A 20,835-nucleotide genomic window follows, 5' to 3' on the forward strand; every position below is an offset into this window, starting at 1 on the left:
CGCTGCGGGGCAACCGCTTCCGGTCTTGACCTGAGTCAACGAGCGCCGCGGCCCCGCCGCCTAGTCTGGCGGTCAGGAGGTGACCCATGGCGGATTCGGAACTCGGCCCCACGACCTTTGGACGCGAAGGCGCCACGGTGACGGCCACCCTGACGCGCTGGCTGGAGGCGTCTCCCGACGAGGTGTGGGCGGCCCTATCCACGCCAGAGCGGCTGGTGCAGTGGCTGGCGCCGGGAAGCATCGACCTGCGGGTCGGTGGCCCGGTGCGGCTCGACTTCGGCGACAGCGGCATCGTCATCGACAGCACGGTGAGCGCCGTGACGCCCCTTGAGCGGCTGGAATATTCCTGGAGCGGGCCCTCCGATCCGCCGCGCCCGATCCGCTGGCGGCTCGAGCCTCGGGAGGGCGGCGTCGAGCTGACCCTCACCCTGATCCTGCCGCCGGACGACGATGTCGGACGCTCGGCCGCCGGCTGGGCGGCGCATCTGGAAATGCTGGCCTGCGCCCTGGCCGGCGCGCCCATCGCTTTCCCGTTTGAACGGTTCAAGGCGACACGGGAATTCTATCGCGGCCAGGTCGGCTTCTACGCCAACGCCTGAGGCTCACGGAAAAGGCGCTCCCGACCGAGCCGGAAGCGCCTTCACCTGTCCCCCGACAGGTCGACCGTCGCTCTGCTGGAGCGCCCATCGCCAAAACCTGCTGGGGTTATGTCGGAGACTCGCAGACTTCGCAAATCTACGTTGTGTCGCGGGGGAAAGAGAAAGCCCCGGCGCTCCTGTACAGGAGCCCGGGGCCAGGGCGACGGCGTAAGTCGGGGGGGCGATTTGCCGTCGCCCCCTATCAATCCCCGGCCCCGGGAAGTGTTCCCAAGAAAAATGCCTGCCGCGCGAATTTCTTCATCGCGCCCATGGGCGGCCCTGTGATCCTCTGAGGCAAACAGGGAGAGCGGCCATGAAGTTCGACGAGTATCGCCAGCAGGACGCCGTGGGCCTGGCCGGACTGGTGGCCAAGGGCGAGGTCTCGGCCGGCGAGCTGCTGGAGACCGCCGTCACGCGGATGGGGCAGGTCAACCCGGCCCTGAACGCCGTCACCCTCGACCTGGCCGATTACGGCCGTAGAGAAGCCGCCGCCAAGCCCTCCGGGCCGCTGGCCGGCGTGCCCTATCTGCTGAAGGACCTGGGCGCCCTGCTGGAGGGCACGGTCACCTCCTCGGGCTCGGCCCTGCTGAAGGACAATGTAGCGGCCGCCGACAGCGCCATCACCACGGCCTATCGTCAGGCGGGCCTGGTGATCTTCGGCAAGACCAACACCCCGGAGTTCGGCCTGATGCCGATTACCGAGAGCACCTTCCTCGGCCCCTGCCGCAATCCCTGGGACGTCTCGCGCACGCCGGGCGGCTCCTCGGGCGGCGCGGCCTCGGCGGTGGCGGCCGGCATCGTGCCGGCGGCCCACGCCAGCGACGGCGGCGGCTCGATCCGCACGCCCGCCTCGGCCTGTGGACTGTTCGGCATGAAGCCTTCGCGGGGGCGGGTCTCCTTCGCGCCCCTGGGGGAGGGGTGGGGCGGCGCCTCGATCCAGCACGCGGTGACCCGGTCGGTGCGCGACAGCGCCGTGCTGCTGGACATCGCCTGCCAGCCCCAGGCGGGCGATCCCTACTTCCTGGCCGCCCCCTCCAGGCCCTACGCCCAGGAGGTCGGCCGCGCGCCGGGCAGCCTGCGCATCGGCTTCACCACCGCGGCCCTGGCTTCCGACGCCCTGGACCCGGAATGCGTTCAGGCCGTGCTGGACGCCGCCAAGCTGTGCGCCAGCCTGGGCCATACGGTGGAGGAGGTGACCCTGCCGGGGAACCTGGCCGCCATGCAGCAGGCGGCGGGCGACGTCATCGCCGCCAGCGTCGCGGCCACCTTCGACGCCGAGGCGGAGCGGCGCGGACGTCCGGTGACCGAGGACGACGTCGAGATGCTCACCTGGGCCATGTACCACCGGGGAACGGGTGTCACCGGCGCCAGCTATGTCCGGGGCCTGGCCGCCATCCACGCCTATGGCCGCGCGGTGGCCGCCCTGTTCGAGACCTATGACGTTGTGCTGCTCTCGACCCTGGGCAGCCCGGCCATCCCCATCGGCCATCTCACCGAGGACCTGCGGAAGTTCAGCGAGCGGCTGTTCGCCTTCATGCCCAACACCCAGGCCTTCAACAACACCGGCCAGCCGGCCATGACCGTGCCGCTCGCCTGGTCGAAGGGGGGCCTGCCCATCGGCCTGCAATTCGTCGGCCGCATGGGGGACGAGGCGACCCTGTTCCGCCTGGCGGCTCAGCTCGAAGTGGCCAAACCCTGGTTCGATCGAGTTCCAACGATATGACCAAAAATCAATAGTTTATGGCTTAAAGCTGCCGATCAATGTGAGGATTTGGAGTCGGGAGAACCACTTCATGCGGCGCCCAAATCTGCGACACGGGCCCGCCGCTGCTGGACCAGGTAGACGCCGATCACCCCGGTGGCGACAAGCCCGATCAGCAGGGTCGAGACCGCGTTGATCTCCGGGCTGACCCCCAGCCGCACCTGGCTGTAGATCCGCATCGGCAAGGTCGTCGCCCCCGGTCCCGAGGTGAAGCTGGCGATCACCAGATCGTCCAGGGACAGGGTGAAGGCCAGCATCCAGGCCGCCGCCACGGCCGGCGCGATATTGGGCAGGGTGACGGCGAAGAAGGCCTGGACCGGCGTGCAGCCGAGGTCGCGGGCGGCCTCTTCCAGGGCCTTGTCGAAGCTCACCAGGCGGGCCTGGATCACCACGGTGGCGTAGCAGAGGGTGACGGTGGCGTGGCTGACCGTCACCGTCCAGAACCCGCGCGGCAGTCCGAAGGCCACGAACAGCAGCAGCAGGGACAGCCCCAGCACCACCTCCGGCATGACCAGGGGCGCGAAGATCATCCCCGAGAACAGCAGCCGCCCCTTGAACCGCCCCGACCGCACCAGGGCCACGGCGGCCAGGACGCCAAGGACGGTGGCCAGGGTCGCGGAGATCAGGCCGACCCGCAGCGTCACGCCGATGGCGTCGAGAAGTTGCTGGTCCCGCAGCAGGGCGCCGTACCACTTGGTGGAGAACCCGCCCCACACCGTCACCAGCCGGCTGGCGTTGAAGGAGTAGATCACCAGCAGGAGGATGGGCAGGTAGAGGAAGGCCAGGCCCGCCACCACCGAGACCCGGTTGAAGGTCGACGGGCCCTTCACTGGGCGGCCTCGATCATCTTCTGCTGCTGGCGCTGATAGAGCAGGATCGGGATGACCAGGGTCGCCAGCAGCACGATGGCCACGGCCGAGGCGGCCGGCCAGTCGCGATTGGAGAAGAACTCCGTCCAGATGGTCTTGCCCAGCATCAGGGTGCCCGAACCCCCCAGCAGGTCGGGGATCACGAACTCACCCACCATGGGGATGAAGCAGAGCAGGGCGCCGGCCGCCACGCCCGGCAGGGACAGGGGGAAGGTCACCCGCCAGAAGGCCTGGGACGGCGTGCAGCCGAGATCAGCGGCGGCCTCGAGCTGGCTCTGGTCCTGCTTCTCCAGCACCGCGTAGAGCGGCAGCACCATGAACGGCAGGTAGGCGTAGACCAGGCCGATATAGACCGCCGTGTCGGTGTTGAGGATGTTCAGCGGGCCCAGGCCCACCTGGGCCAGGGCGGCGTTCAGCAGGCCCTGCGGCTTCAGCACCGCGATCCAGGCATAGACCCGGATCAGGAAGCTCGTCCAGAACGGCAGGATCACCGCCATCAGCAGGGCCTGGCGCTGGGCGGGCGGGAACCGCGACATCCCGTAGGCGATGGGATAGCCGATGATCAGCAGCAGGCTGGTGGCCACGGCGGCGAACTTCAGGCTCGACAGGTAGGCGGCGATGTAGAGGCTGTCGCTGGTGAGCCGGGCATAGGTCTCGAAGTCCAGGGCGGCGAAGAAGGCCCGCACGCCTTCGAACCCGGCGCTCCAGTCGACCCGCGGCGCATAGGGCGGCATGGCGAGCGCGGTGTCCGACAGCGACAGCTTGGCCACCAGGAAGAACGGAAACAGGAAGAAGACCCCCAGCCACAGGAAGGGGGCGACCGCCGCCAGACCACTGCGGGGCCTGGCGCTCACCGGGTGAGCACCACGGCGGCGTCCGGCGCGAAGGTCAGCCAGACGGCGTCGTCACAGGCGATGGGCCGGGCCACCAGTCGCGAAGCATTGGCCCGCGCGGCGCGAACCGTACGCCCGCTCTCCAGTTCCACGACATAGGTGGTCCAGTCACCGAGATAGCCATAGTCGGCCACCTTGCCGGCCAGCCGGTTGGGGCCTTCCTTGGGCGGATCGAGGTGGAGCTGGATCTTCTCCGGTCGCACCCCCAGCCAGGCGGTGGAGCCCACCGACACGGCGTCGTCCTCCAGGGCCTCGAAGCCAGCCGGGCAGTCGGCGGTGGCCATCTTCACCACCTTGCCGTCGGCGGCGGTGACCGCGCCTTCGAACAGGTTCACGTCGCCGATGAAGTCGGCCACATAGCGGGAATTGGGCGTCTCATAGACCTCGGCCGGCCGGCCGATCTGCACGATCTGGCCCTCGCGCATCACCGCGATCCGGTCGGCGGTGACCATGGCCTCCTCCTGATCATGGGTGACGATCAGGAAGGTCATGCCCAGGCGCTGCTGCAGGGCGATCAGCTCGAACTGGGTCTCCTCGCGCAGCTTCTTGTCGAGCGCCGCCAGGGGTTCGTCCAGCAGCAGCATCTTCGGATTGGGGGCTATGGCGCGGGCCAGCGCCACCCGCTGCCGCTGACCACCAGACAGCTGGTGGGGCTTGCGCCGGGCCAGGCCCCCCAGGCGGACGAGCTCCAGCATCTCCACCACCCGGTCGGCGATCTGCCCCTTGGGCATCCCCTGCTGCTTCAGGCCAAAGGCGATGTTCTGTTCGACGGAGAGATGGGGAAACAGGGCGTAGGACTGGAACATCATGTTCACGGGCCGCTGGTGCGGCGGCATGCCGGCCAGGTCCTGACCCGCCAGGGTGATGCGGCCGGCGTCCGGGGTCTCGAAGCCCGCCAACAGCCGCATCAGGGTGGTCTTGCCGCAGCCGGACGGGCCCAGCAGGGCGAAGAACTCGCTCTCATAGATCGAGAGCGAGACGTCGTTCACGGCCGTCTCGGCGCCGAACCGCTTGGTCACGCCTTCGAACCGCACCAGCGGCTCCAGGGCGGGGTCAGTCCAGGGCGCGAAGCTGGAGCGGACAGCGCCGATGTTGAGGCGCGGCCGCCGCGTCGTGGTCATTGTCCCGTCTGCACCCGGGTCCACTGCCGGTTCACGTCGCGCAGCAGCGGCTGTTCCTTGGCGGCGGTGACGAACAGGGTGAGCAGCTGATCTGACGTTGGATAGACGTTGGGATTGTCCCGCACCGCCGGGTCCACCAGGGCGGTGGCCGCCTTGTTGGCGTTGGCGTACTCGGTGAAGGTCGAGGCCCGCGCGATCACCTCGGGTCGCAGCATGTAGTCCAGGAATTTGTAGGCCGCCGCGGCGTTGGGCGCGTCCTTGGGAATGGCGAAGACGTCGAACCAGACCTGGCTGCCTTCCTTGGGCACCACGTAGTCGAGGTGGACCTTGTCGCCGGCCTCCACCGCGCGGCTCTTGGCCTGCAGCATGTCGCCGGAATAGCCGATGGCGACGCAGATATCCCCATTGGCCAGGGCCTCGATGGACTCCGAGGAGTGGAACTTGCGGACATAGGGCCGGGCCTTCAGGAACATGTCCGTGGCCGCCTGATAGTCCGAAAGGTCCGTGGAGTTGGGGTTCTTGCCCAGATAGTTCAGGGCGACGGCGTACATGTCCTCGGACGCGTCGAGCCAATAGACCCCGCAGTCCTTCAGTTTGGCCAGGTTCTCCGGCTTGAACACGATGTCCCAGCTGTCGATGGCGACGCCGGGCAGGCGCTTGGCGATGGCGTCCTTGTTGTAGCCGATCCCGATGGTGCCCCACATGTAGGGCACGGCGTACTTCGCGCCCGGATCAAAGGGCTCCATATAGGCCATGATGTCGGGCCACAGGTTGGCCAGCCCGGTGAGCTTGGTCTTGTCCAGGGGTTGGATGGCGCCGGCGGCGATGTAGCGGGGGACATTGTGGTTGGAGGGGACGACCAGATCGTAGCCGGTATTGCCTTGCAGCACCTTGGTCTCGAGCACCTCATTGGAATCAAAGGTGTCGTAGACCACCTTGATCCCGGTCTCCTTGGTGAAGTCGGTGAGGATCGCCGGGTCGATATAGTCCGACCAGTTGTAGATGTGCAGGGTCTCGGCGCCGCCCTTGCCGCAGGCCGCCAGCACCAGAGCCGTCACCCCGAGCGCGGCTGCGCTCAGCCGCTTCCTCCATACGCTCATCGCAGTCTCCCCTTTGCGTCGCGCAAGGTTATAGGGCTGCGGACCTCTGCGTTAAGTGCGAAATCGATGACTATCCAGGCCGGAGCCCCTGCATGCCCATGACCAGGGCGGCCATCGCCCCGATCCTGCTGCTGATCGCCTCCAACGTCTTCATGACCTTCGCCTGGTACGGCCACCTGAAGGTGGAGCACAAGCCGATCTGGCTCCTGATCCTGGTGAGCTGGGGCATCGCCTTTTTCGAGTACTGCCTGGCGGTGCCGGCCAACCGGATTGGCCGGGGAGTCTACGATCCCATGGAGCTGAGGCGATGCAGGAGATCATCACCCTGGTGATCTTCGCCATCTTCTCCGTGACCTTTCTGGGCGAAGGTTTCACCCTGAACCACGGCGTCGGCTTCCTTTTGATCGCGGCGGGCGCCTTCTTCGTGTTCAAGGGGCCCCTATGAGCCAACCCGCGCAAATCGACCCCTTCCACGCCATCGGCATCAGCACGCTCGCCCACAAGCTTAAGGCCGAGGGCGCCTCGATCATCCACATGGAGTTCGGTCAGCCCTCGACGGGCGCGCCGGGGGCCGCCATCGCCGTGGCCCACGAGATGCTGGACGCCGACCGGGGCGGCTATTGGGAAAGCGCGCCGCTGCGGGCCCGGATCGCCCGGCACTATCTGGAGACCTACGGCGTCAGTGTCGCGCCGGAGCGGATCATCCTGACCTGCGGCGCGTCGCCGGCCCTGGTCCTCGCCCTGGCCTCAGTGTTCAACCCCGGTGATCGCATCGCCCTGGCGCGGCCGGGCTACGTCGCCTACCGCAATACGCTCAAGGCCCTGCACATGGAGCCGGTGGAGATCGCCTGCGGCGCCGAAAGCCGGTTCCAACTCACCGCCGCGCATCTGGCGGCCCTCGATCCCGCGCCGGCCGGGGTGATTGTCGCCAGCCCAGCCAATCCCACGGGCACCATCATCGAGCCCGCCGAACTGGAGGCCATCGCCAAGGTCTGCCGGGAACGCGGCATCCGCATCGTCTCCGACGAGATCTATCATGGACTCAGCTATGTGGGCCCGGCGCGGTCGATGCTGGAGTTTGAGTCGGACACCCTGGTGGTGAACAGTTTCTCCAAATATTTCAGCATGGTGGGCTGGCGTCTTGGCTGGTTGCTGGCCCCGCAGGGGGACCTGTCACGGGCTCGCGCCTATGTCGGCAACCTGTTCCTCACCGCCCCGTCGCTCAGCCAGCATGTGGGGTTGGCCGCCATGGACGAGCGCGAGGAGCTAGACGGCAATGTCGAGGTCTACCGCGCCAACCGTGACCTGCTGCTGGCTGCCCTGCCGAAGCTCGGCCTGACCCAGATCGCGCCTCCGGACGGCGCCTTCTATATCTATGCCGACATCGGCCACCTGACGCAGGACAGCCTGGGGTTCTGCAAGGACCTGCTGCGCGACACCGGTGTCGCCACCGCCCCCGGGCTCGACTTCGATCCCGTCGAGGGCGGCCACTTCATCCGCCTGAGCTTCGCGGTCTCCACGTCTCAGATCGAGGAAGCCATCGCCCGCCTGATCCCGTGGTTCGGGGCGCGGGTGGCGATAGCCTAGGACGAGCGCTATGCCGCAGCGGCCGGGACCCCCAGAGGCGCGAGAATCAGTTTCAACCTGAGCGATGGCTTCGCGCGACCTCTTTGACCTGCTGACCCTCGATCGGCCGCTTCAGGTGGCCGATATCGGGGCCGCCGACATTGGCGAGGCGCCAATCTACAAGGACATGGTCGATTCAGGCCTCGCCGAGCTGAACGCCTTCGACGCCGATCCGCGCCAGCATGCCGCGCTCCGCCAGCTCTATGGCGACCGCGTCACGATCTTTCCCCAGGTGGTGGGCGACGGCGGCTTGGCGACGCTTTACCTGGCGGCCCCGCAGTCGGGGATGACCTCGCTTTTCCGGCCTTCGGTCGACCACCTTGCCTTCTTCAACGGGTTCGAGCGGCTGGGACAGGTCGAGCGCGAACAGGCCGTCAACACCACGCGCCTCGACGACATTGAGGGCCTGCCCAACCTCGACTTCGTAAAGATGGACATCCAGGGCGGCGAACTGGCCGCCTTGCGCCATGGAACCGCCAAGCTGGCCCGTTGCGCCATGGTCCAGCTCGAGGTGTCCTTCGTGCCGCTCTACGAGGGGCAACCCTGCTTCGGAGAGGTGGATGTCTGGATGCGGGGGCAGGGCTTCATTCCCCACTGCTTCACCGGCCTGAAGAAGTGGTCGATCGCACCGGTGTTGCGCGATGGCGACTTCAGAAGCCCCTTCAACCAGCTGCTTGAGGCCGACATCGTCTATGTGCGCGACCCGGTGCGGCCGGGCGGCATGGAACCGGAGTTGATGAAAGCGGTGGCGCTTCTCGCCCATCACGGCTTTTACAGCATCGATCTCGCCGGCCGGATGATCGCCCTGCTGGCGGCTCAGGGCGAGCTCCCGGCGGACTCCTTCGAGCGCTACCTCGCCTTGGTCAATGCGGGGATCTAAGCGCTTCGGGCGTGCCTCGGCATCAGGCTCAGGACCGCGCCGGCCACCAGATAGGCCACCAGCTGATACCCCATGTTGATCAGCACCAGGTTCGGAGCCAGGCCCATATAGATGTACTCGATGGCCATGGTGGTGAAGTTGAAGAAGAACCACACCGCCACCGCCGTCCCGATGCCGGCCAGCGAGTTGACGCCCATGCGCGCGAAGACCCAGGTCAGCCCGATCACCAGGATCAGCGTATTCACCACCCCCAGGCTCTGGGCCACCACGATGTTGGACATGTCGGGGTCACGGCCGATGGAGTCGCGATAGGCGGCGCTCCAGGCCTCGCCCAGCACAGGGCCGTACCAAAGGAAGCCCAGAGCCTCCAGCAGGACCACACAGATCAGGATGGCGATCCAGTTGATGTTCTTGAACATTGTCTCGTTCCCTATGCCGGCGCGGCTCTTGCGGCCGTCTCTCATACCGACGTTATGCTGAAGCTTTCCGCAGGGAAAGAGGAGGGGAGCTTGCGCGGACGGCTTGGGAAAACCAGATGGGGCGCCCTATAAGCCGCGCTTCCCGACGCTCCTCATTTCGAGTTCTGCCATGACCCGCATCCTCATCACCTCGGCCTTGCCCTACATCAACGGGATCAAGCACCTGGGAAACCTGGCGGGCTCCATGCTGCCGGCCGACGTCTATGCGCGGTTCCAGAGAGCGCGGGGCCGGGAAACGCTCTACATCTGCGCCACGGACGAGCACGGCACACCTGCCGAGCTGGGCGCCGCGGCCCTGGGCCAGGACGTGCGGGCCTATTGCGACGACCAGCACCAGATCCAGCGCGACCTCTATGCCGGATTCGGGATCAGCTTTGACCATTTCGGCCGCTCGTCCTCGCTCCAGAACCGCACCCTGACCCAGCGCTTTGCTCAGGGGCTGTGGGAGGCCGGCTTCATCGAGGGGCGGGTGACCAAGCAGGTCTATTCGAACGCCGACAAGCGCTTCCTGCCCGACCGCTACGTGGTCGGCACCTGCCCGCACTGCGGCTACAACGCCGCCCGCGGCGACCAGTGCGACAACTGCACCCGGCAGCTCGATCCCGTCGACCTGATCCATCCGCGCTCGTCGGTCTCAGGGTCTGAGGACATCGAGATCCGCGACAGCTTGCACCTGTTCCTCAAGCAGACCGCCTTCGACGGCAAGCTGCGGGACTGGATCACCGAGAAGAAGGGCAAGTGGCCGGTCCTGGTCACCTCCACGGCGCTGAAGTGGCTGGACGAGGGCCTCCAGGATCGCGGCATCACGCGGGACCTGGAATGGGGCGTGCCGGTCAACGCCGCCGACTGGGGCCCCAACCCATCGGGCGAGCGCCCCGATGTGGCGGGCCTGGCGGGCAAGGTCTTCTACGTCTGGTTCGATGCGCCGATCGAGTACATCGGCGCCACCTGGGAGTGGTCGGCCGCCAAGCCGGGCGCCGACCCGGCCAGCGAGACCGAGTACGAGAGCTGGTGGCGCGGCCCGGCGGCCGACGACGTCAGCTATGTGGAGTTCATGGGCAAGGACAACGTGCCCTTCCACACTGTGGGCTTCCCCTGCACCCTGTTCGGCTCCAACGAGACCAAGACCGCCGATGGCTTGTGGCGGCCGGCGTCCAATGCGCCGTGGAAGCTTGTGGACACCTTGAAGGGCTTCAACTGGCTAAACTATTACGGCGGCCGGTTCTCCACCACTCACCAGCGGGGCGTGTTCATCGACGCCGCCCTGGAGATCCTGCCGGCCGACTATTGGCGCTGGTGGATTGTAGCCAATGCGCCCGAGAGCAGCGACGCCATGTTCACCTGGGAGCAGTTCCAGGCCCAGGTGAACGCCGACCTGGCCGACGTGCTGGGCAACTTCGTCAACCGCATCCTGAAGTTCACCGAGACCCGGTTCGAGGGCGTGGTTCCGGACGGCGGCGAGCCTGGCCCGCTGGAAGAGAAGCTCTATGCCGACATCGACGCCAAGCTCACCGAGCTGAACGAACAGATGGAGGCCATCGACTTCCGCAAGGCGACCCAAGCCCTGCGGCAACTCTGGGTGCTGGGCAACCAGTACCTGACCGAGGCCGCCCCCTGGACCGCCATCAAGACCGATCCTGCCCGCGCCGCCGTCGCGGTGCGCACCGGCCTGAACCTGGTGGCCCTGTTCGCCAAGGTCTCCGAGCCCTTCATCCCCTTCGCCGCCGAGAAGATCGCCGGCGGGGTGGGGGAGGCGTTCCCCGGGGCCTGGCCGACGGGGGAGGGCGCCGCCGTCCTCGACATCCTGCCCGCCGGCCGCAAGGTCAGCGCGCCTGAAGTGCTGTTCAAGAAGATCGAGAACGACCAGGTCGCCGCCTGGCTTGAGCGCTTCGGCGGTCCGGAGCCGGTGGAGGCCGAGGCCTAGCGAGTTCCAGCACTTGTTGGCCGATGGCCGCGACCCGATGCTTCAACAAAGAGCTTGTTATGAAATCGGCAAATTCTAGCTTCACTGGTTAAGTACTGAGGCGAGATGCATGGACCAGTCGGGCCCTATGTTGCTTCAATTCATACCGAGCCTGGTGCTTGGTATCATCTACGCCATTGTGGTGTTCATCATAGCCCGGAAGCGGCGGATGAACCCTTGAGGTTGGACGGTAGCAACGCTGATTCCAATCGTTGGACTGCTCATCGCCGCCGTGTTTTCCTTCTGACGATGCTGTCTGTTCTTGATCGTCTGAACGCCCTGGAATCCGAAGGATCTCCAAGGGTCGGAGGGTAGGCGACTAACTCACCTGAGCTCCGGCGAACCAGCGCATCCGGTAGGCGTTCATGGCCGTCTCGCCCAGGCGGTCCAGCAGGCGGTAGTTGACGAAGGCGCCGACCGGCGCGCCGATCACCGGGATCATCTGGGCCAGCTTGGCCAGGTCGATATAGTCCCGGTACTCCTGCTGGAAACGGCGCCAGTCGAGGCTTTCCAGGCCGCCCTGCGCCATGACCTGGGCGCTGTCCCAGTCGGCGAGCGCCTCATAGGCCTCGGGTCGGCGAGAGGCGCTGGAGAAGGCCAGGCTGAAGATCCGCAGGATGTAGAGCCGCTCGGCCAGGTCGTCGCCGGAGTGGCCGTAGACGGCGGCCAAGTCAAACAGCAGCTTGATCTTCAGCCCGATCAGCACCGGGAAGTCCGCCGCCGCCAGCAGGAAGCCGCCGGCGCCGGCCACCCCGCCCTCGGCCGCCGCGGTGGTGCGCCAGGCCATGATCTTGTCGCGCGCCTGGGCCTCGCGGGCCCGCAGGGTGGCGCCCTCGACCGGTGGTGGGCTGGTGACATCGGCGCCGGTCAGAATCGCCCGCGTCATCTGCTCCATGGCCGCGGTGATGACGCTGTGCACCTTCTCCGGGATCAGGTTGTTGATGCGGTCCTGCAGATTGCGCGTCGCCTTGTCGAAGGGCCCGGCGGGCTTGAGCACGCGCTCGCGCCAGGCGGCCATTTCGGCGCGGACCTGGGTGTCATAGGCGACGTCGGAAATCTCACTCATGGTCACCGGTTTGAACGGCGGACCCGCAACCTGCAAGCCCGCGCAGGGCGCCATACCCATCACTCGAAAACTGGCCTGTCCGGGCGGAAAGGCCTCGCCTCCCGCCCTAACCCTCGCCATAAAGTCGGCATTCAACGGCGCATCGACGCCGGTCATTCGTTTCGCGAGGAAACCCCATTGCGCAATCTGTTCAGCGTTGAAGGCAAGGTCGTACTGGTCACCGGCGGGAGCCGCGGCATCGGCGAGATGATCGCCCGTGGTTACGTCGAGAATGGCGCGAAAGTGTACATCTCCTCGCGCAAGGCCGAGGTCTGCGACCGCGTGGCCGAAGAGCTGTCGGAATACGGGACCTGCATCTCGCTGCCCTTCGACCTGGGGGGCATGGATGGCATCTCGGGCCTGGCCGCCGCCATCGCCGAGCGGGAAGAGAAGCTCCACGTCCTGGTCAACAACGCCGGCGCCACCTGGGGCGCGCCCATCGACGAGTTCCCGGAAAGCGGCTGGGACAAGGTGGTGGACCTCAACACCAAGTCGGTCTTCTTCCTGACCCAGAAGCTGCTGCCGCAACTCCGCGCGGCGGCCACCCACGAGGACCCGGCCCGGGTGATCAACATCGCCTCGGTGAACGGCATCGAGCCCCCCGGCCTGGAGACCTATTCCTATTCCACCTCCAAGGCCGGCTGCATCATGCTGACCCGCCACCTGGCCAAGCGCCTGGCCCCTGAGCATATCTGCGTCAACGCCATCGCCCCGGGGCCCTTCCCCAGCCACATGATGGCCGCGACCCTGGCCCGCGCCGGCGACGCCATCGCCAAGGGCAACCCGCGGGGCCGGATCGGCACGCCGGAAGACATCGCCGGCGTGGCGATCTTCCTGTCCTCGCGCGCCTCGGCCTACACCACGGGCACGACCGTTCCCTGCGACGGCGGTTCGGCCGAGTTCTAGGTCCAGGTATCGGTTGGCCGCCCGCCGCATCGGCCCTATCAGGGTCGGCATGGCGGGCGGTTGGCTGATCGGCGTGATGGTGCAGGCTCCGGAGGAGAAGGCCTTCCTGCGCCACTATTACGCCGTCGGCTTCGAAGACCGCGCCAAGGCAGAATGGACCGGCGTCGACCATGCCCTGAAGGCCGGGATCGTCGCCTCAAGCCCCGTCGATGGCCTTGAGCCGGTCCAGGCCATCAGCCAGGTCCCGGCCACCATGATGAAGACCCTGGGCCTCGCCGACGGTCAGGTTCGGGCTCTGGGCTGGCAGTATCCCCGCCGCTGGATCATTCCGCACCTGACGGTCTAGCCAGGATCGCGCGCGCCGCCGCCGCGCCCGTGGCGAAGCAGGCCTGAAGCAGGTAGCCTCCGGTGGGAGCCTCCCAGTCCAACATCTCGCCGGCCACATAGACGCCGCACCGGGCCCTCAGCATCAGGCTTTCGTCTACCGCGTCTAACCGCACCCCGCCGGCCGTGGAGATGGCGCGGGCGATCCCCTGCAGGCCGGTGAGCTTCAGGGGGGCACGCTTGATGGCGGCGGGGAGATCGGCGGGCAGGGCGACGCCGTGGGCTTCCCGCAGCAGATTGATCTCCAGGGGCGAGAGATTGCCCGCCTTGCGCAGGAATGTGGCCGTTGACTGGCCGGCGCGGGGGCGGTCCAGGCGCGCGGCGAGCTGCGCCACGGAGAGGTCGGGGCGCAGGTCGATCTCGATGCGGGTCGAGCCCTGAGCCGCGATCGCCGCGCGGAGGTCCGCCGAGAGGGCGTAGATCGCCCCGCCCTCGATGCCGTAGGCGGCCACCACCGCCTCGCCCCGGACGGTGCGGCGGCCATGGGTGACGGCGATGGCTTTCAGCGGCTGGCCCGCGAACCGCTCGCGGAAAACCGGGCTCCAATCCACCGTGAAGCCGCCGTTGGCGGGCTCGAAGGGCGCGAGCGCAACTCCCTGATCGGCCAGCAGGGCCGCCCAGGCGCCGTCCGAGCCCAGCTTGGCCCAGCTGGCGCCGCCCAGGGCCAGGACGGTGGCGGCGGGGCGGACGGTTTCGCCGTTCTCGAAGACCAGGGCTCCGTCCGGGGTCCAGCCGGTCCAGGTCATGCGGGTCTTGAAGGTGACCCCCTGGGCGTTCAGCCGCGCCAGCCAGGCCCGCAGCAGGGGCGAGGCCTTCAGACTCTTGGGGAACACCCGGCCGCTGGAGCCGACGAAGGTCGGCTGGCCCAGGCCCTGCGCCCAGGCGATCAGGTTGGCGGGGGCGAAGGCCTCCAGGACTGGCTTCAGCGTCTTGCCGGCAGGGCCATAGCGGCCGAGGAACGGCCGAAAGTCTTCGGAATGGGTGAGGTTCAGGCCGCCCCGCCCGGCCATCAGGAACTTTCGCCCCAGGCTTGGCATGCGCTCATAGACGGTGACCGATCGTCCCGCCGCGCTCAGCACCTCGGCGGCCATCAGGCCCGCCGGCCCACCGCCGATCACCGCAATCGTCTCGCTCATGGCAGGGGTTTAGACGAGGCGGCCCTCCGCGTCCGCAAACTGTCGCCTGGGTCACGGCGAATGTGCGATGATGGGAGTCTAACGCAGGGGCTCGACCATGAAACCGCCGTCCAAGGACAACCCCCGCACCTATGCGCCGCCGACCCCCAAGGTGGCCCGCATGAAGCCCGGCAAGGTGTTGACCGCCGCGGAGAAGGCGGCGTTCCTGGCCTCGCGGCCCGACCTGAAGAAATAGGGGGGCACGCCCCATTGCAGGAAAATCCCCGGGGGACATGAGTCGGGGACTTTCCTGCCTGGCGACTAGAGTGTTGGGGCTCGTCGCAAGACTCCCAACGCCAATAGCCCAGCTTGGTTCCGCGCATTGTGAACGCTCGGCGCCGCACCTTGTTCAGCGCCGGTTCAACCGCGCGCCGCCATTGTCCAAATCAAGGCCGGACGTCATTTCCCGTCCCTCAACGCGACGCCCGGTCCGCGGCGCGCCAGGCTCCCTCCCGGGCTTGGCGCGCCGTCCTGCGTTTTGCGCGCCCCTGGGCTTCGCCGCCGCCGATTGTTCTGTTAGGCCCGGTCGGGGAGAACAAAGGCATGCTTGAGACGACAACCGCCTATGGGCTCAACTTGCTGACCCCCAGCGCCGACACAGGTGTCAGCAAGGCGCTCCGCGAGTTCGGGGAGTTCGCCAGGCCCGAGGTGGAACTGATCGCCGAGCTGTTGGGCGCGGGGACCTATGTAGACGTTGGTGCGAACCTCGGCTCAATCGCCCTGCCTGTCGCGAAGTCGGGCAGGCGGGTCATCGCGATTGAGGCAAATCGCGGCCTGGCCGGCCTGCTGGCGACAAACGCCCTCAACAATGGGCTCTACAACGTCGAGGTACACCACGCCGCGGTCGGCGAGACGCGGCGCCTCGCGAAATTTCCGATGGTGCCCCTGTCGGCGGTGACCAATCTCGGCATTTCAGGATTTCACCTGGCGGGACGTTACCCCGAGGAGGTGGTGCAGATGACCACCCTGGACGCCATCACGCCGCCAGACACGACGATCATCAAGATCGATGTCGAGGGCTATGAACGTCAGGTGATGGTCGGGGCAGACGCGGTCCTGAACAGAATTCGCCCCGCCTGGATCGTGGAGTCGGGGAGTGACACGCCGGAGAACCGCGTGGTGATGGAGATGTTTCGCGCCGCCGGCTATCAACTCTGGTGGTTCCTCGCCCCCTTCGTCACCCGGCAGACCAGCCGCGCCGGCGATCCTGCGATGTTGACCCGTGGCGACTTCAACATCGTGGCCATGCCCGATGGACGCGAGCCGCCTTGGGGGATGCCTCTGGTCGCGGGACCGCCCCCGCGCCCTGTTGGGCCGGCGAACTATCCCTATCTCTCCCGTTTCGGCTTTTGAGCGAGCTCACCCGGAGCGCGCGAGATGAGTCCATCTGAAACCACAAGCTGGAGGCCTGCGCCGGGCGGAGAACGGCTCGTGCCTCTCGCCCGTCAGTGCTTCCCGGGCTTGATGTCCAGGAAGTCGGGCATGACGGCGTTGTAGCTCGGGGTCTGGCCCAGGCGCTCGACAGCGTCGCGGTGACCTTCCCACATCATGTGCACGGCCACGTAGAGCACGATCACCAGGCCGACATAGCCGATCCAGCGATAGCGCTGCAGCAGGTTGGCGATCCAGCTGGCGGCCACACCCATCAGGGCGACGGAGAAGATCAGGCCGAACACCAGGACCGAGGGATGTTCCCGCGCCGCGCCGGCCACCGCCAGCACGTTGTCCAGGCTCATGGACAGGTCGGCGATCAGGATCTGCAGGAAGGCCGCCTTGAAGGTCTTGGCTTCGCGCATCGGCGGATTGTCGGAGAGGGCCTCGGCCTGGGCGTGGGTCGCCTGCTCGCGCATTTCGCGCCACATCTTCCAGCAGACCCACAGCAGCAGGATGCCGCCGGCGAACAGCAGGCCGATGATGCCCAGCAGCTGGGTGGTGATCAGCGCGAAGCCGATCCGCATCACGACGGCGGCGGCCAGGCCCCACAGGATCACCTTGCGCCGCTGCTCTGCGGGCAATCCGCCGGCGGCCAGGCCCACGGCCACGGCGTTGTCGCCGGCCAGGACCAGGTCGATCATCATCACCTGCAGAAAGGCGGAGCCGGCGGCCATGAAGTCAGGGGTGAATAGCGTTTCCATGGTCAGTTCCGTCCGGCTTGATGGGCCGCGACTTGGTCGGGCGTGATGGCGAGGGGGGCTGGCAGGGCGGCGTTATAGGCGCTGACCTCGCCCAGGTCGACGACGACGCTGCGGTGACCTTCCCAGATCATGTGCAGGGCCACGGAGAAGACGATGGCCAAGCCGACATGGGCCAGCCAGCGGAAACGGTGCCGCAGGCTGGCGGTCCAGGTCGCGGCCACCCCCATCAGGGTGACGGAGATCAGCAGCCCGGCCAGCAGCAGCCCTACCATGTTCAGTAGCTGGACGGTGAGCAGGGCGAAGCCAATCAGCATCACCACCGCGCCGGCCAGGCCCAGGATGGCGGCCTTGCGGCGCTGGGTCTCCGGCAAGCCGGCCGCCGACAGCCCCACCGCGACGGCGTTGTCGCCGGCCAAGGCCAGATCGATCATCACCACCTGAAAAACGCGGCGATCGCGCCGGCGGCGGGCAGATGCGGAACGGCGAGAACCATGCCCCTCAATGCCGCGCCCCGTCGCGCAGGGCAAGATGGGGTTCTCCCTCCCCGGACAGGGGAGGGAGGGCGACCCTAGTGAGCGTGCTCGGGCTCTTTGTGGTGTGCGTCATGGGCGGCGTGCCCATGGTCGGCGCCGTGACCGTGGTCTTCGTGAGCGACGGCGTGAGTCTCGGCGTGGCTGTCATGCGCCGCGTGACCATGGTCGTCATGGGCGGCGTGGTTGTCATGACCATGGTCGTCGTGCGTGGCGGCGTGGCCGTGGTCATCATGCGCCGCATGAGCGTCATGGGTGTCATGCGCCGCGTGGGCGTCGTGTGACGCGTGGGCGTCGTGTGACGCGTGGGCGTCGTGTGACGCATGGGCGTCGTGTGACGCGTGGGCGTCGTGTGACGCATGGGCGTCGTGTGACGCATGGCTGTCATGGGCGTCGTGCGCGTCGTGCGCGTCGTGGCCGTGGCTGTCGCCATGGCCTTCGTCATGGTGATGGGCGGCGCCGGCCACCGCCGCACCCGCCGCCGCAGCGGCCAGGGGCGCGGCGATGCCGTGATGGTGCTCTTCCGGCTCGGCATGCGAGGTCGCGCCATGGTCGGTCATGGTGCGGAACTTCCGGCGGCGCTCGGCCCGGCGACGGCTTTCTCCGGCGCCGCGGGCCAGCGCGATCAGCAGGGCGAGCGCGGCGAGGACCAAGGCCCCGGCCACCACCTTGTTGGAAGGCACGCGGCCGACGCCGGGAACCGAGACGTCCTTCATGCCCGGGATGGTCAGCTTGCTGAGCAAGCCCTGGAAGCTGAAGCCCTTCTTCTTCGCCGGAGCTTCCGGCATCACGGCGGCCAGCGCCTGTTCAATGCTGGCCAGCGAGAAGGTCATCGCAGGCTTCACGCCGGCGAGGCTGGCGTCGACGTCGGCCTTCAGGGGGCCACGTTCACCGGCGCCCGGCTTGACCTGCCAATTGAAGGCGGCGGCTTCACCGGACTTCAGCTTGGCGGTCTGCGGGCCGTTCGGCGTGATTTCATAGCCGCTCCCGGAAAGGGTGGCGGTGACCTCCGCCTTCTTGGCGGCCTTGGTGAGGCCGAGCTTGGCGGCTTCGCGCTGGAGAGTGGCCAGCAGGGTCTGGGGCAGGCTCAGGCTGACCTGGCCGGCCTGGCCCTTGGTGACGGCCTCGGGGACCATGAGCTTGGAGCCCGACGCCACCTCGCCGCCGACCGCGGTCTGCAGCTTGGCCAGTTGGGGATCGGCGGGAAGCGGCAGGCCAGATGCGGGGAAGGCGGGCTGGGGCGCCTTGGCCAGAACCGGCGCGGGCTTGGGCGCGGGCGCCGGCTTGGCCTGCTCAATGACCTTGGGCGCCGCGGCGACGACAGGCTTGGCGGCGGGAGCCACCGGCCTGGCGGCCACGACCGCCGGCTTGGCGGCGACGATGGGACGGGCCGCCGGCTTGGCCGGAGCATAATAGGCTTGCGCGGCTGGGCGGCGGGCGCGCGGCGGCGTCGAGACGTGGGCGCGCGGCGCATAGCGGTTGCCGTAGACCATCCGGCGCTCGCGGGCCGACATGTCCTCAGGGTTCGGCACCGGCCGCATGGCGGTGACCAGCACGCCGTCGGCGCGGCGATAGGTGACGAGGCGATCGCCATGGCGTGACGGGGCGCGATAGGCTGAGCCTTGAGCGTCCTGCAGGCCGGCGGGGCCACCCGCCAGACCGCTGGAGTCGTAACGCGCGCCCGGCGCGCCGCCCATCAGCTCAGGCGGCGGCGCCTGGGTATAGGCGTCCGGGGGCGGGGCGACTTCGTGAGGACTGGGACCGCTGCAGGCGGCCAGCGCCAACAGCGCCGCCGTAGCCGCACCACGCAAAATCCACTTGGTAATCATAGTCGCCATTGGGGCCCCCATCCCATGTCGAGATCAGAACCGTACACTGGCCCTAAACCTTAACAGTTGCGCAACAAATCACGCTCCGAAGCGGAAAGCAAAAGCCTGAATCGTGTAACGGGTATTCGATTCCCCTCAGGGGCGAGTTCGGCTTGCCTCATAGAGCGCCACCGCGGCTGCGGCCGAGACGTTCAGGCTCTCAAAGCCGCCCGGCATCGCGATCTTGCCCAACGCATCACAATGTTCGGCGACGAGCCGGCGCAGACCGTCGCCCTCAGAGCCGAGCACCAATACGGTCGGGCCGCCGTCGAGGGCCTGTTCAAGGGTCTGCGGCGCGGCGCCGTCCAGGCCCACGGCGCGCCAACCAAGGTCGGCCAGAGTCTCCAGAGCACGCGACAGGTTCACCACGTGGGCCGTGGGGATCTGGTCGACGGCGCCGGCGGCGGCCTTGGCCAGCGCCCCGGTCAGCTTGGGGGCATGCCGATCCTGCAGGATGACGCCGCTGGCCCCGAAGGCTGCGGCCGAGCGCAGGATGGCGCCGACGTTCTGGGGATCGGTCACTTGGTCCAGCATCAGAATCACCGCGCCGCGCTTGGCCTCGAACTCTTCCAGCGCCACCGAATCAAGCAGGGCGATCTGCAGGGCCAGGCCCTGGTGCACCGCGCCGCTGGGCAGGTTATGGCTGATGACGCCGTTCTCGACGATCTCCAGGGCCGGGTTCTTGCCGAATCGGCTGGTGAGCTCCTTGGCCCGGTCCGGCGTGGCCAGCAGGCGGTCGGCGGGTTCGCGGGCCGGATTGGCCAGGGCGGCGCTCACCGCGTGCCAGCCCCAGAGCCAGTCATCGGACACGGCTTCACGCCGTCCGGGCCCCCGTCCGCGCGGCCCGTTTTTAGAACCCTTCCAGGGCGCGTTGCGTTCGCTGTGTGACGACACTATAAGGCGCTCTCCAAATCGGGGACCGGACTGGTTTTCCGCTGCTCGCGCCCGGCTTTAACACCGGTCGCACCGATCAGCGGTAGGTTTTGTTCGGCCTTCGGTGAGGCTCCGAGCGCGCTGGGGGAATGTCCCGAGTGGCAAAGGGGGGGGACTGTAAATCCCCTGGCGTACGCCTTCGTAGGTTCGAGTCCTACTTCCCCCACCACGCGCCGGAGCGACACTCTCTATGGAGGCTCGCACACGAGCACCCACCTCGGCGGGTATAGCACAATGGTAGTGCAGCAGCCTTCCAAGCTGAATACGCGGGTTCGATTCCCGCTACCCGCTCCATCTCTCAAACGCCCGTAGGATCCCATGGCCAAGGAAAAGTTCGAACGCAATAAGCCGCACTGCAACATCGGCACGATTGGTCACGTTGACCATGGCAAGACGACGCTGACGGCTGCGATCACGATTACGCTGGCCAAGGCCGGTGGCGCGAAGGCGATGAACTACGCTGATATT

The 20,835-nt window shown here is 67.5% G+C and carries 21 protein-coding genes, 2 tRNA genes and 1 pseudogene; 13 read left to right on the top strand and 11 right to left on the bottom strand.

The window, feature by feature from the left end:
- The first annotated feature begins 86 nt into the window (after nucleotides 1-86).
- Complete coding sequence (locus Q7J39_RS19240; protein ID WP_304829202.1) at nucleotides 87-599, top strand: SRPBCC family protein; 513 nt, start codon at nucleotides 87-89, stop codon at nucleotides 597-599.
- A gap of 352 nt (nucleotides 600-951) precedes the next feature.
- Complete coding sequence (locus Q7J39_RS19245) at nucleotides 952-2,361, top strand: amidase (RefSeq protein ID WP_304829205.1); 1,410 nt, start codon at nucleotides 952-954, stop codon at nucleotides 2,359-2,361.
- 68 nt (nucleotides 2,362-2,429) lie between these two features.
- On the opposite strand, the gene Q7J39_RS19250 is transcribed toward Q7J39_RS19245, so the two are convergent.
- From Q7J39_RS19250 to Q7J39_RS19265, 4 genes are read right to left on the bottom strand one after another with little or no spacing between them, the layout of a single operon-like run.
- A complete protein-coding gene (locus Q7J39_RS19250) occupies nucleotides 2,430-3,230 on the bottom strand; it encodes an ABC transporter permease (protein WP_304829209.1) in 801 nt (266 codons plus the stop codon).
- Nucleotides 3,227-4,123 carry an ABC transporter permease gene (locus tag Q7J39_RS19255; protein WP_304829212.1) on the bottom strand — a complete coding sequence of 299 codons (897 nt, stop codon included), beginning with the start codon at nucleotides 4,121-4,123 and terminating at the stop codon, nucleotides 3,227-3,229. The genes Q7J39_RS19250 and Q7J39_RS19255 overlap by 4 nt, the downstream gene beginning before the upstream one ends.
- Nucleotides 4,120-5,283, bottom strand: coding sequence for an ABC transporter ATP-binding protein (locus Q7J39_RS19260; RefSeq protein WP_304829216.1), 1,164 nt, complete (start codon nucleotides 5,281-5,283; stop codon nucleotides 4,120-4,122). Before Q7J39_RS19260 ends, Q7J39_RS19255 begins: the two co-directional genes overlap by 4 nt.
- Nucleotides 5,280-6,383: a polyamine ABC transporter substrate-binding protein gene (locus tag Q7J39_RS19265; RefSeq protein WP_304829219.1), complete on the bottom strand. Its 1,104-nt coding sequence runs from the start codon at nucleotides 6,381-6,383 to the stop codon at nucleotides 5,280-5,282. The genes Q7J39_RS19260 and Q7J39_RS19265 overlap by 4 nt, the downstream gene beginning before the upstream one ends.
- Before the next feature lie 152 nt (nucleotides 6,384-6,535).
- Here Q7J39_RS19265 and Q7J39_RS19270 point away from each other — a divergent pair.
- The 3 genes and pseudogenes from Q7J39_RS19270 (at nucleotide 6,536) to Q7J39_RS19280 (ending at nucleotide 8,889) form a co-directional block, all read left to right on the top strand.
- A pseudogene (locus tag Q7J39_RS19270) lies at nucleotides 6,536-6,828 on the top strand (DMT family protein).
- On the top strand, nucleotides 6,825-7,970 hold the full coding sequence (locus Q7J39_RS19275; RefSeq protein WP_304829222.1) for an aminotransferase class I/II-fold pyridoxal phosphate-dependent enzyme: 1,146 nt from the start codon (nucleotides 6,825-6,827) through the stop codon (nucleotides 7,968-7,970). The pseudogene Q7J39_RS19270 and the gene Q7J39_RS19275 overlap by 4 nt, the downstream one beginning before the upstream one ends.
- 64 nt (nucleotides 7,971-8,034) lie before the next feature.
- Nucleotides 8,035-8,889: an FkbM family methyltransferase gene (locus tag Q7J39_RS19280; protein ID WP_304829225.1), complete on the top strand. Its 855-nt coding sequence runs from the start codon at nucleotides 8,035-8,037 to the stop codon at nucleotides 8,887-8,889.
- Here the strand turns inward: Q7J39_RS19280 and Q7J39_RS19285 are convergent.
- Nucleotides 8,886-9,308, bottom strand: coding sequence for a DUF1761 domain-containing protein (locus Q7J39_RS19285; RefSeq protein ID WP_304829228.1), 423 nt, complete (start codon nucleotides 9,306-9,308; stop codon nucleotides 8,886-8,888). The genes Q7J39_RS19280 and Q7J39_RS19285 overlap by 4 nt on opposite strands.
- Before the next feature lie 169 nt (nucleotides 9,309-9,477).
- On the opposite strand from Q7J39_RS19285, the gene metG reads away from it, so the two are divergent.
- Nucleotides 9,478-11,292 (top strand): methionine--tRNA ligase, encoded by a 1,815-nt coding sequence (gene metG, locus Q7J39_RS19290; protein ID WP_304829231.1) that lies wholly within the window; start codon nucleotides 9,478-9,480, stop codon nucleotides 11,290-11,292.
- Nucleotides 11,293-11,650: 358 nt separating this feature from the next.
- Here metG and Q7J39_RS19295 read toward each other — a convergent pair whose 3' ends face one another.
- Nucleotides 11,651-12,397: an EcsC family protein gene (locus tag Q7J39_RS19295; protein ID WP_304829234.1), complete on the bottom strand. Its 747-nt coding sequence runs from the start codon at nucleotides 12,395-12,397 to the stop codon at nucleotides 11,651-11,653.
- A 177-nt stretch (nucleotides 12,398-12,574) separates the two neighbouring features.
- On the opposite strand from Q7J39_RS19295, the gene Q7J39_RS19300 reads away from it, so the two are divergent.
- Together Q7J39_RS19300 and Q7J39_RS19305 are read left to right on the top strand one after the other, a co-directional pair.
- On the top strand, nucleotides 12,575-13,342 hold the full coding sequence (locus Q7J39_RS19300; RefSeq protein WP_304829237.1) for an SDR family NAD(P)-dependent oxidoreductase: 768 nt from the start codon (nucleotides 12,575-12,577) through the stop codon (nucleotides 13,340-13,342).
- Between the two features lie 49 nt (nucleotides 13,343-13,391).
- Nucleotides 13,392-13,688, top strand: coding sequence for a hypothetical protein (locus Q7J39_RS19305; protein ID WP_304829239.1), 297 nt, complete (start codon nucleotides 13,392-13,394; stop codon nucleotides 13,686-13,688).
- On the opposite strand, the gene Q7J39_RS19310 is transcribed toward Q7J39_RS19305, so the two are convergent.
- On the bottom strand, nucleotides 13,666-14,862 hold the full coding sequence (locus Q7J39_RS19310) for a TIGR03862 family flavoprotein (RefSeq protein ID WP_304829242.1): 1,197 nt from the start codon (nucleotides 14,860-14,862) through the stop codon (nucleotides 13,666-13,668). The genes Q7J39_RS19305 and Q7J39_RS19310 overlap by 23 nt on opposite strands.
- Before the next feature lie 97 nt (nucleotides 14,863-14,959).
- Here Q7J39_RS19310 and Q7J39_RS19315 point away from each other — a divergent pair, with 97 nt between their 5' ends.
- Nucleotides 14,960-15,097, top strand: a complete 138-nt coding sequence (locus tag Q7J39_RS19315; protein ID WP_293492266.1) for a hypothetical protein — start codon at nucleotides 14,960-14,962, stop codon at nucleotides 15,095-15,097.
- 380 nt (nucleotides 15,098-15,477) lie between these two features.
- Nucleotides 15,478-16,254: an FkbM family methyltransferase gene (locus tag Q7J39_RS19320; RefSeq protein WP_304829246.1), complete on the top strand. Its 777-nt coding sequence runs from the start codon at nucleotides 15,478-15,480 to the stop codon at nucleotides 16,252-16,254.
- A 92-nt stretch (nucleotides 16,255-16,346) separates the two neighbouring features.
- Here the strand turns inward: Q7J39_RS19320 and Q7J39_RS19325 are convergent, their stop codons facing one another.
- From Q7J39_RS19325 to rlmB, 4 genes are all read right to left on the bottom strand, one after another.
- A complete protein-coding gene (locus Q7J39_RS19325; protein ID WP_304829249.1) occupies nucleotides 16,347-17,036 on the bottom strand; it encodes a TerC family protein in 690 nt (229 codons plus the stop codon).
- A 2-nt stretch (nucleotides 17,037-17,038) separates the two neighbouring features.
- Nucleotides 17,039-17,467, bottom strand: coding sequence for a hypothetical protein (locus Q7J39_RS19330; RefSeq protein WP_304829252.1), 429 nt, complete (start codon nucleotides 17,465-17,467; stop codon nucleotides 17,039-17,041).
- A gap of 137 nt (nucleotides 17,468-17,604) precedes the next feature.
- Nucleotides 17,605-19,404: a stalk-specific protein X gene (locus Q7J39_RS19335; RefSeq protein ID WP_304829255.1), complete on the bottom strand. Its 1,800-nt coding sequence runs from the start codon at nucleotides 19,402-19,404 to the stop codon at nucleotides 17,605-17,607.
- Nucleotides 19,405-19,530: 126 nt separating this feature from the next.
- Nucleotides 19,531-20,328 carry a 23S rRNA (guanosine(2251)-2'-O)-methyltransferase RlmB gene (gene rlmB, locus Q7J39_RS19340; RefSeq protein ID WP_370690116.1) on the bottom strand — a complete coding sequence of 266 codons (798 nt, stop codon included), beginning with the start codon at nucleotides 20,326-20,328 and terminating at the stop codon, nucleotides 19,531-19,533.
- Nucleotides 20,329-20,450: 122 nt separating this feature from the next.
- Here rlmB and Q7J39_RS19345 point away from each other — a divergent pair.
- From Q7J39_RS19345 to Q7J39_RS19355, 3 genes are all read left to right on the top strand, one after another.
- Nucleotides 20,451-20,536, top strand: a tRNA-Tyr gene (locus Q7J39_RS19345).
- Between the two features lie 51 nt (nucleotides 20,537-20,587).
- A tRNA-Gly gene (locus tag Q7J39_RS19350) sits at nucleotides 20,588-20,661 on the top strand.
- A gap of 24 nt (nucleotides 20,662-20,685) precedes the next feature.
- Nucleotides 20,686-20,835: GTP-binding protein (locus Q7J39_RS19355; RefSeq protein ID WP_304781287.1), on the top strand; the 150-nt coding region annotated here is incomplete at its 3' end.

Origin of the sequence: Phenylobacterium sp. (assembly GCF_030651185.1) — a bacterium.
Taxonomy (GTDB): domain Bacteria; phylum Pseudomonadota; class Alphaproteobacteria; order Caulobacterales; family Caulobacteraceae; genus Phenylobacterium.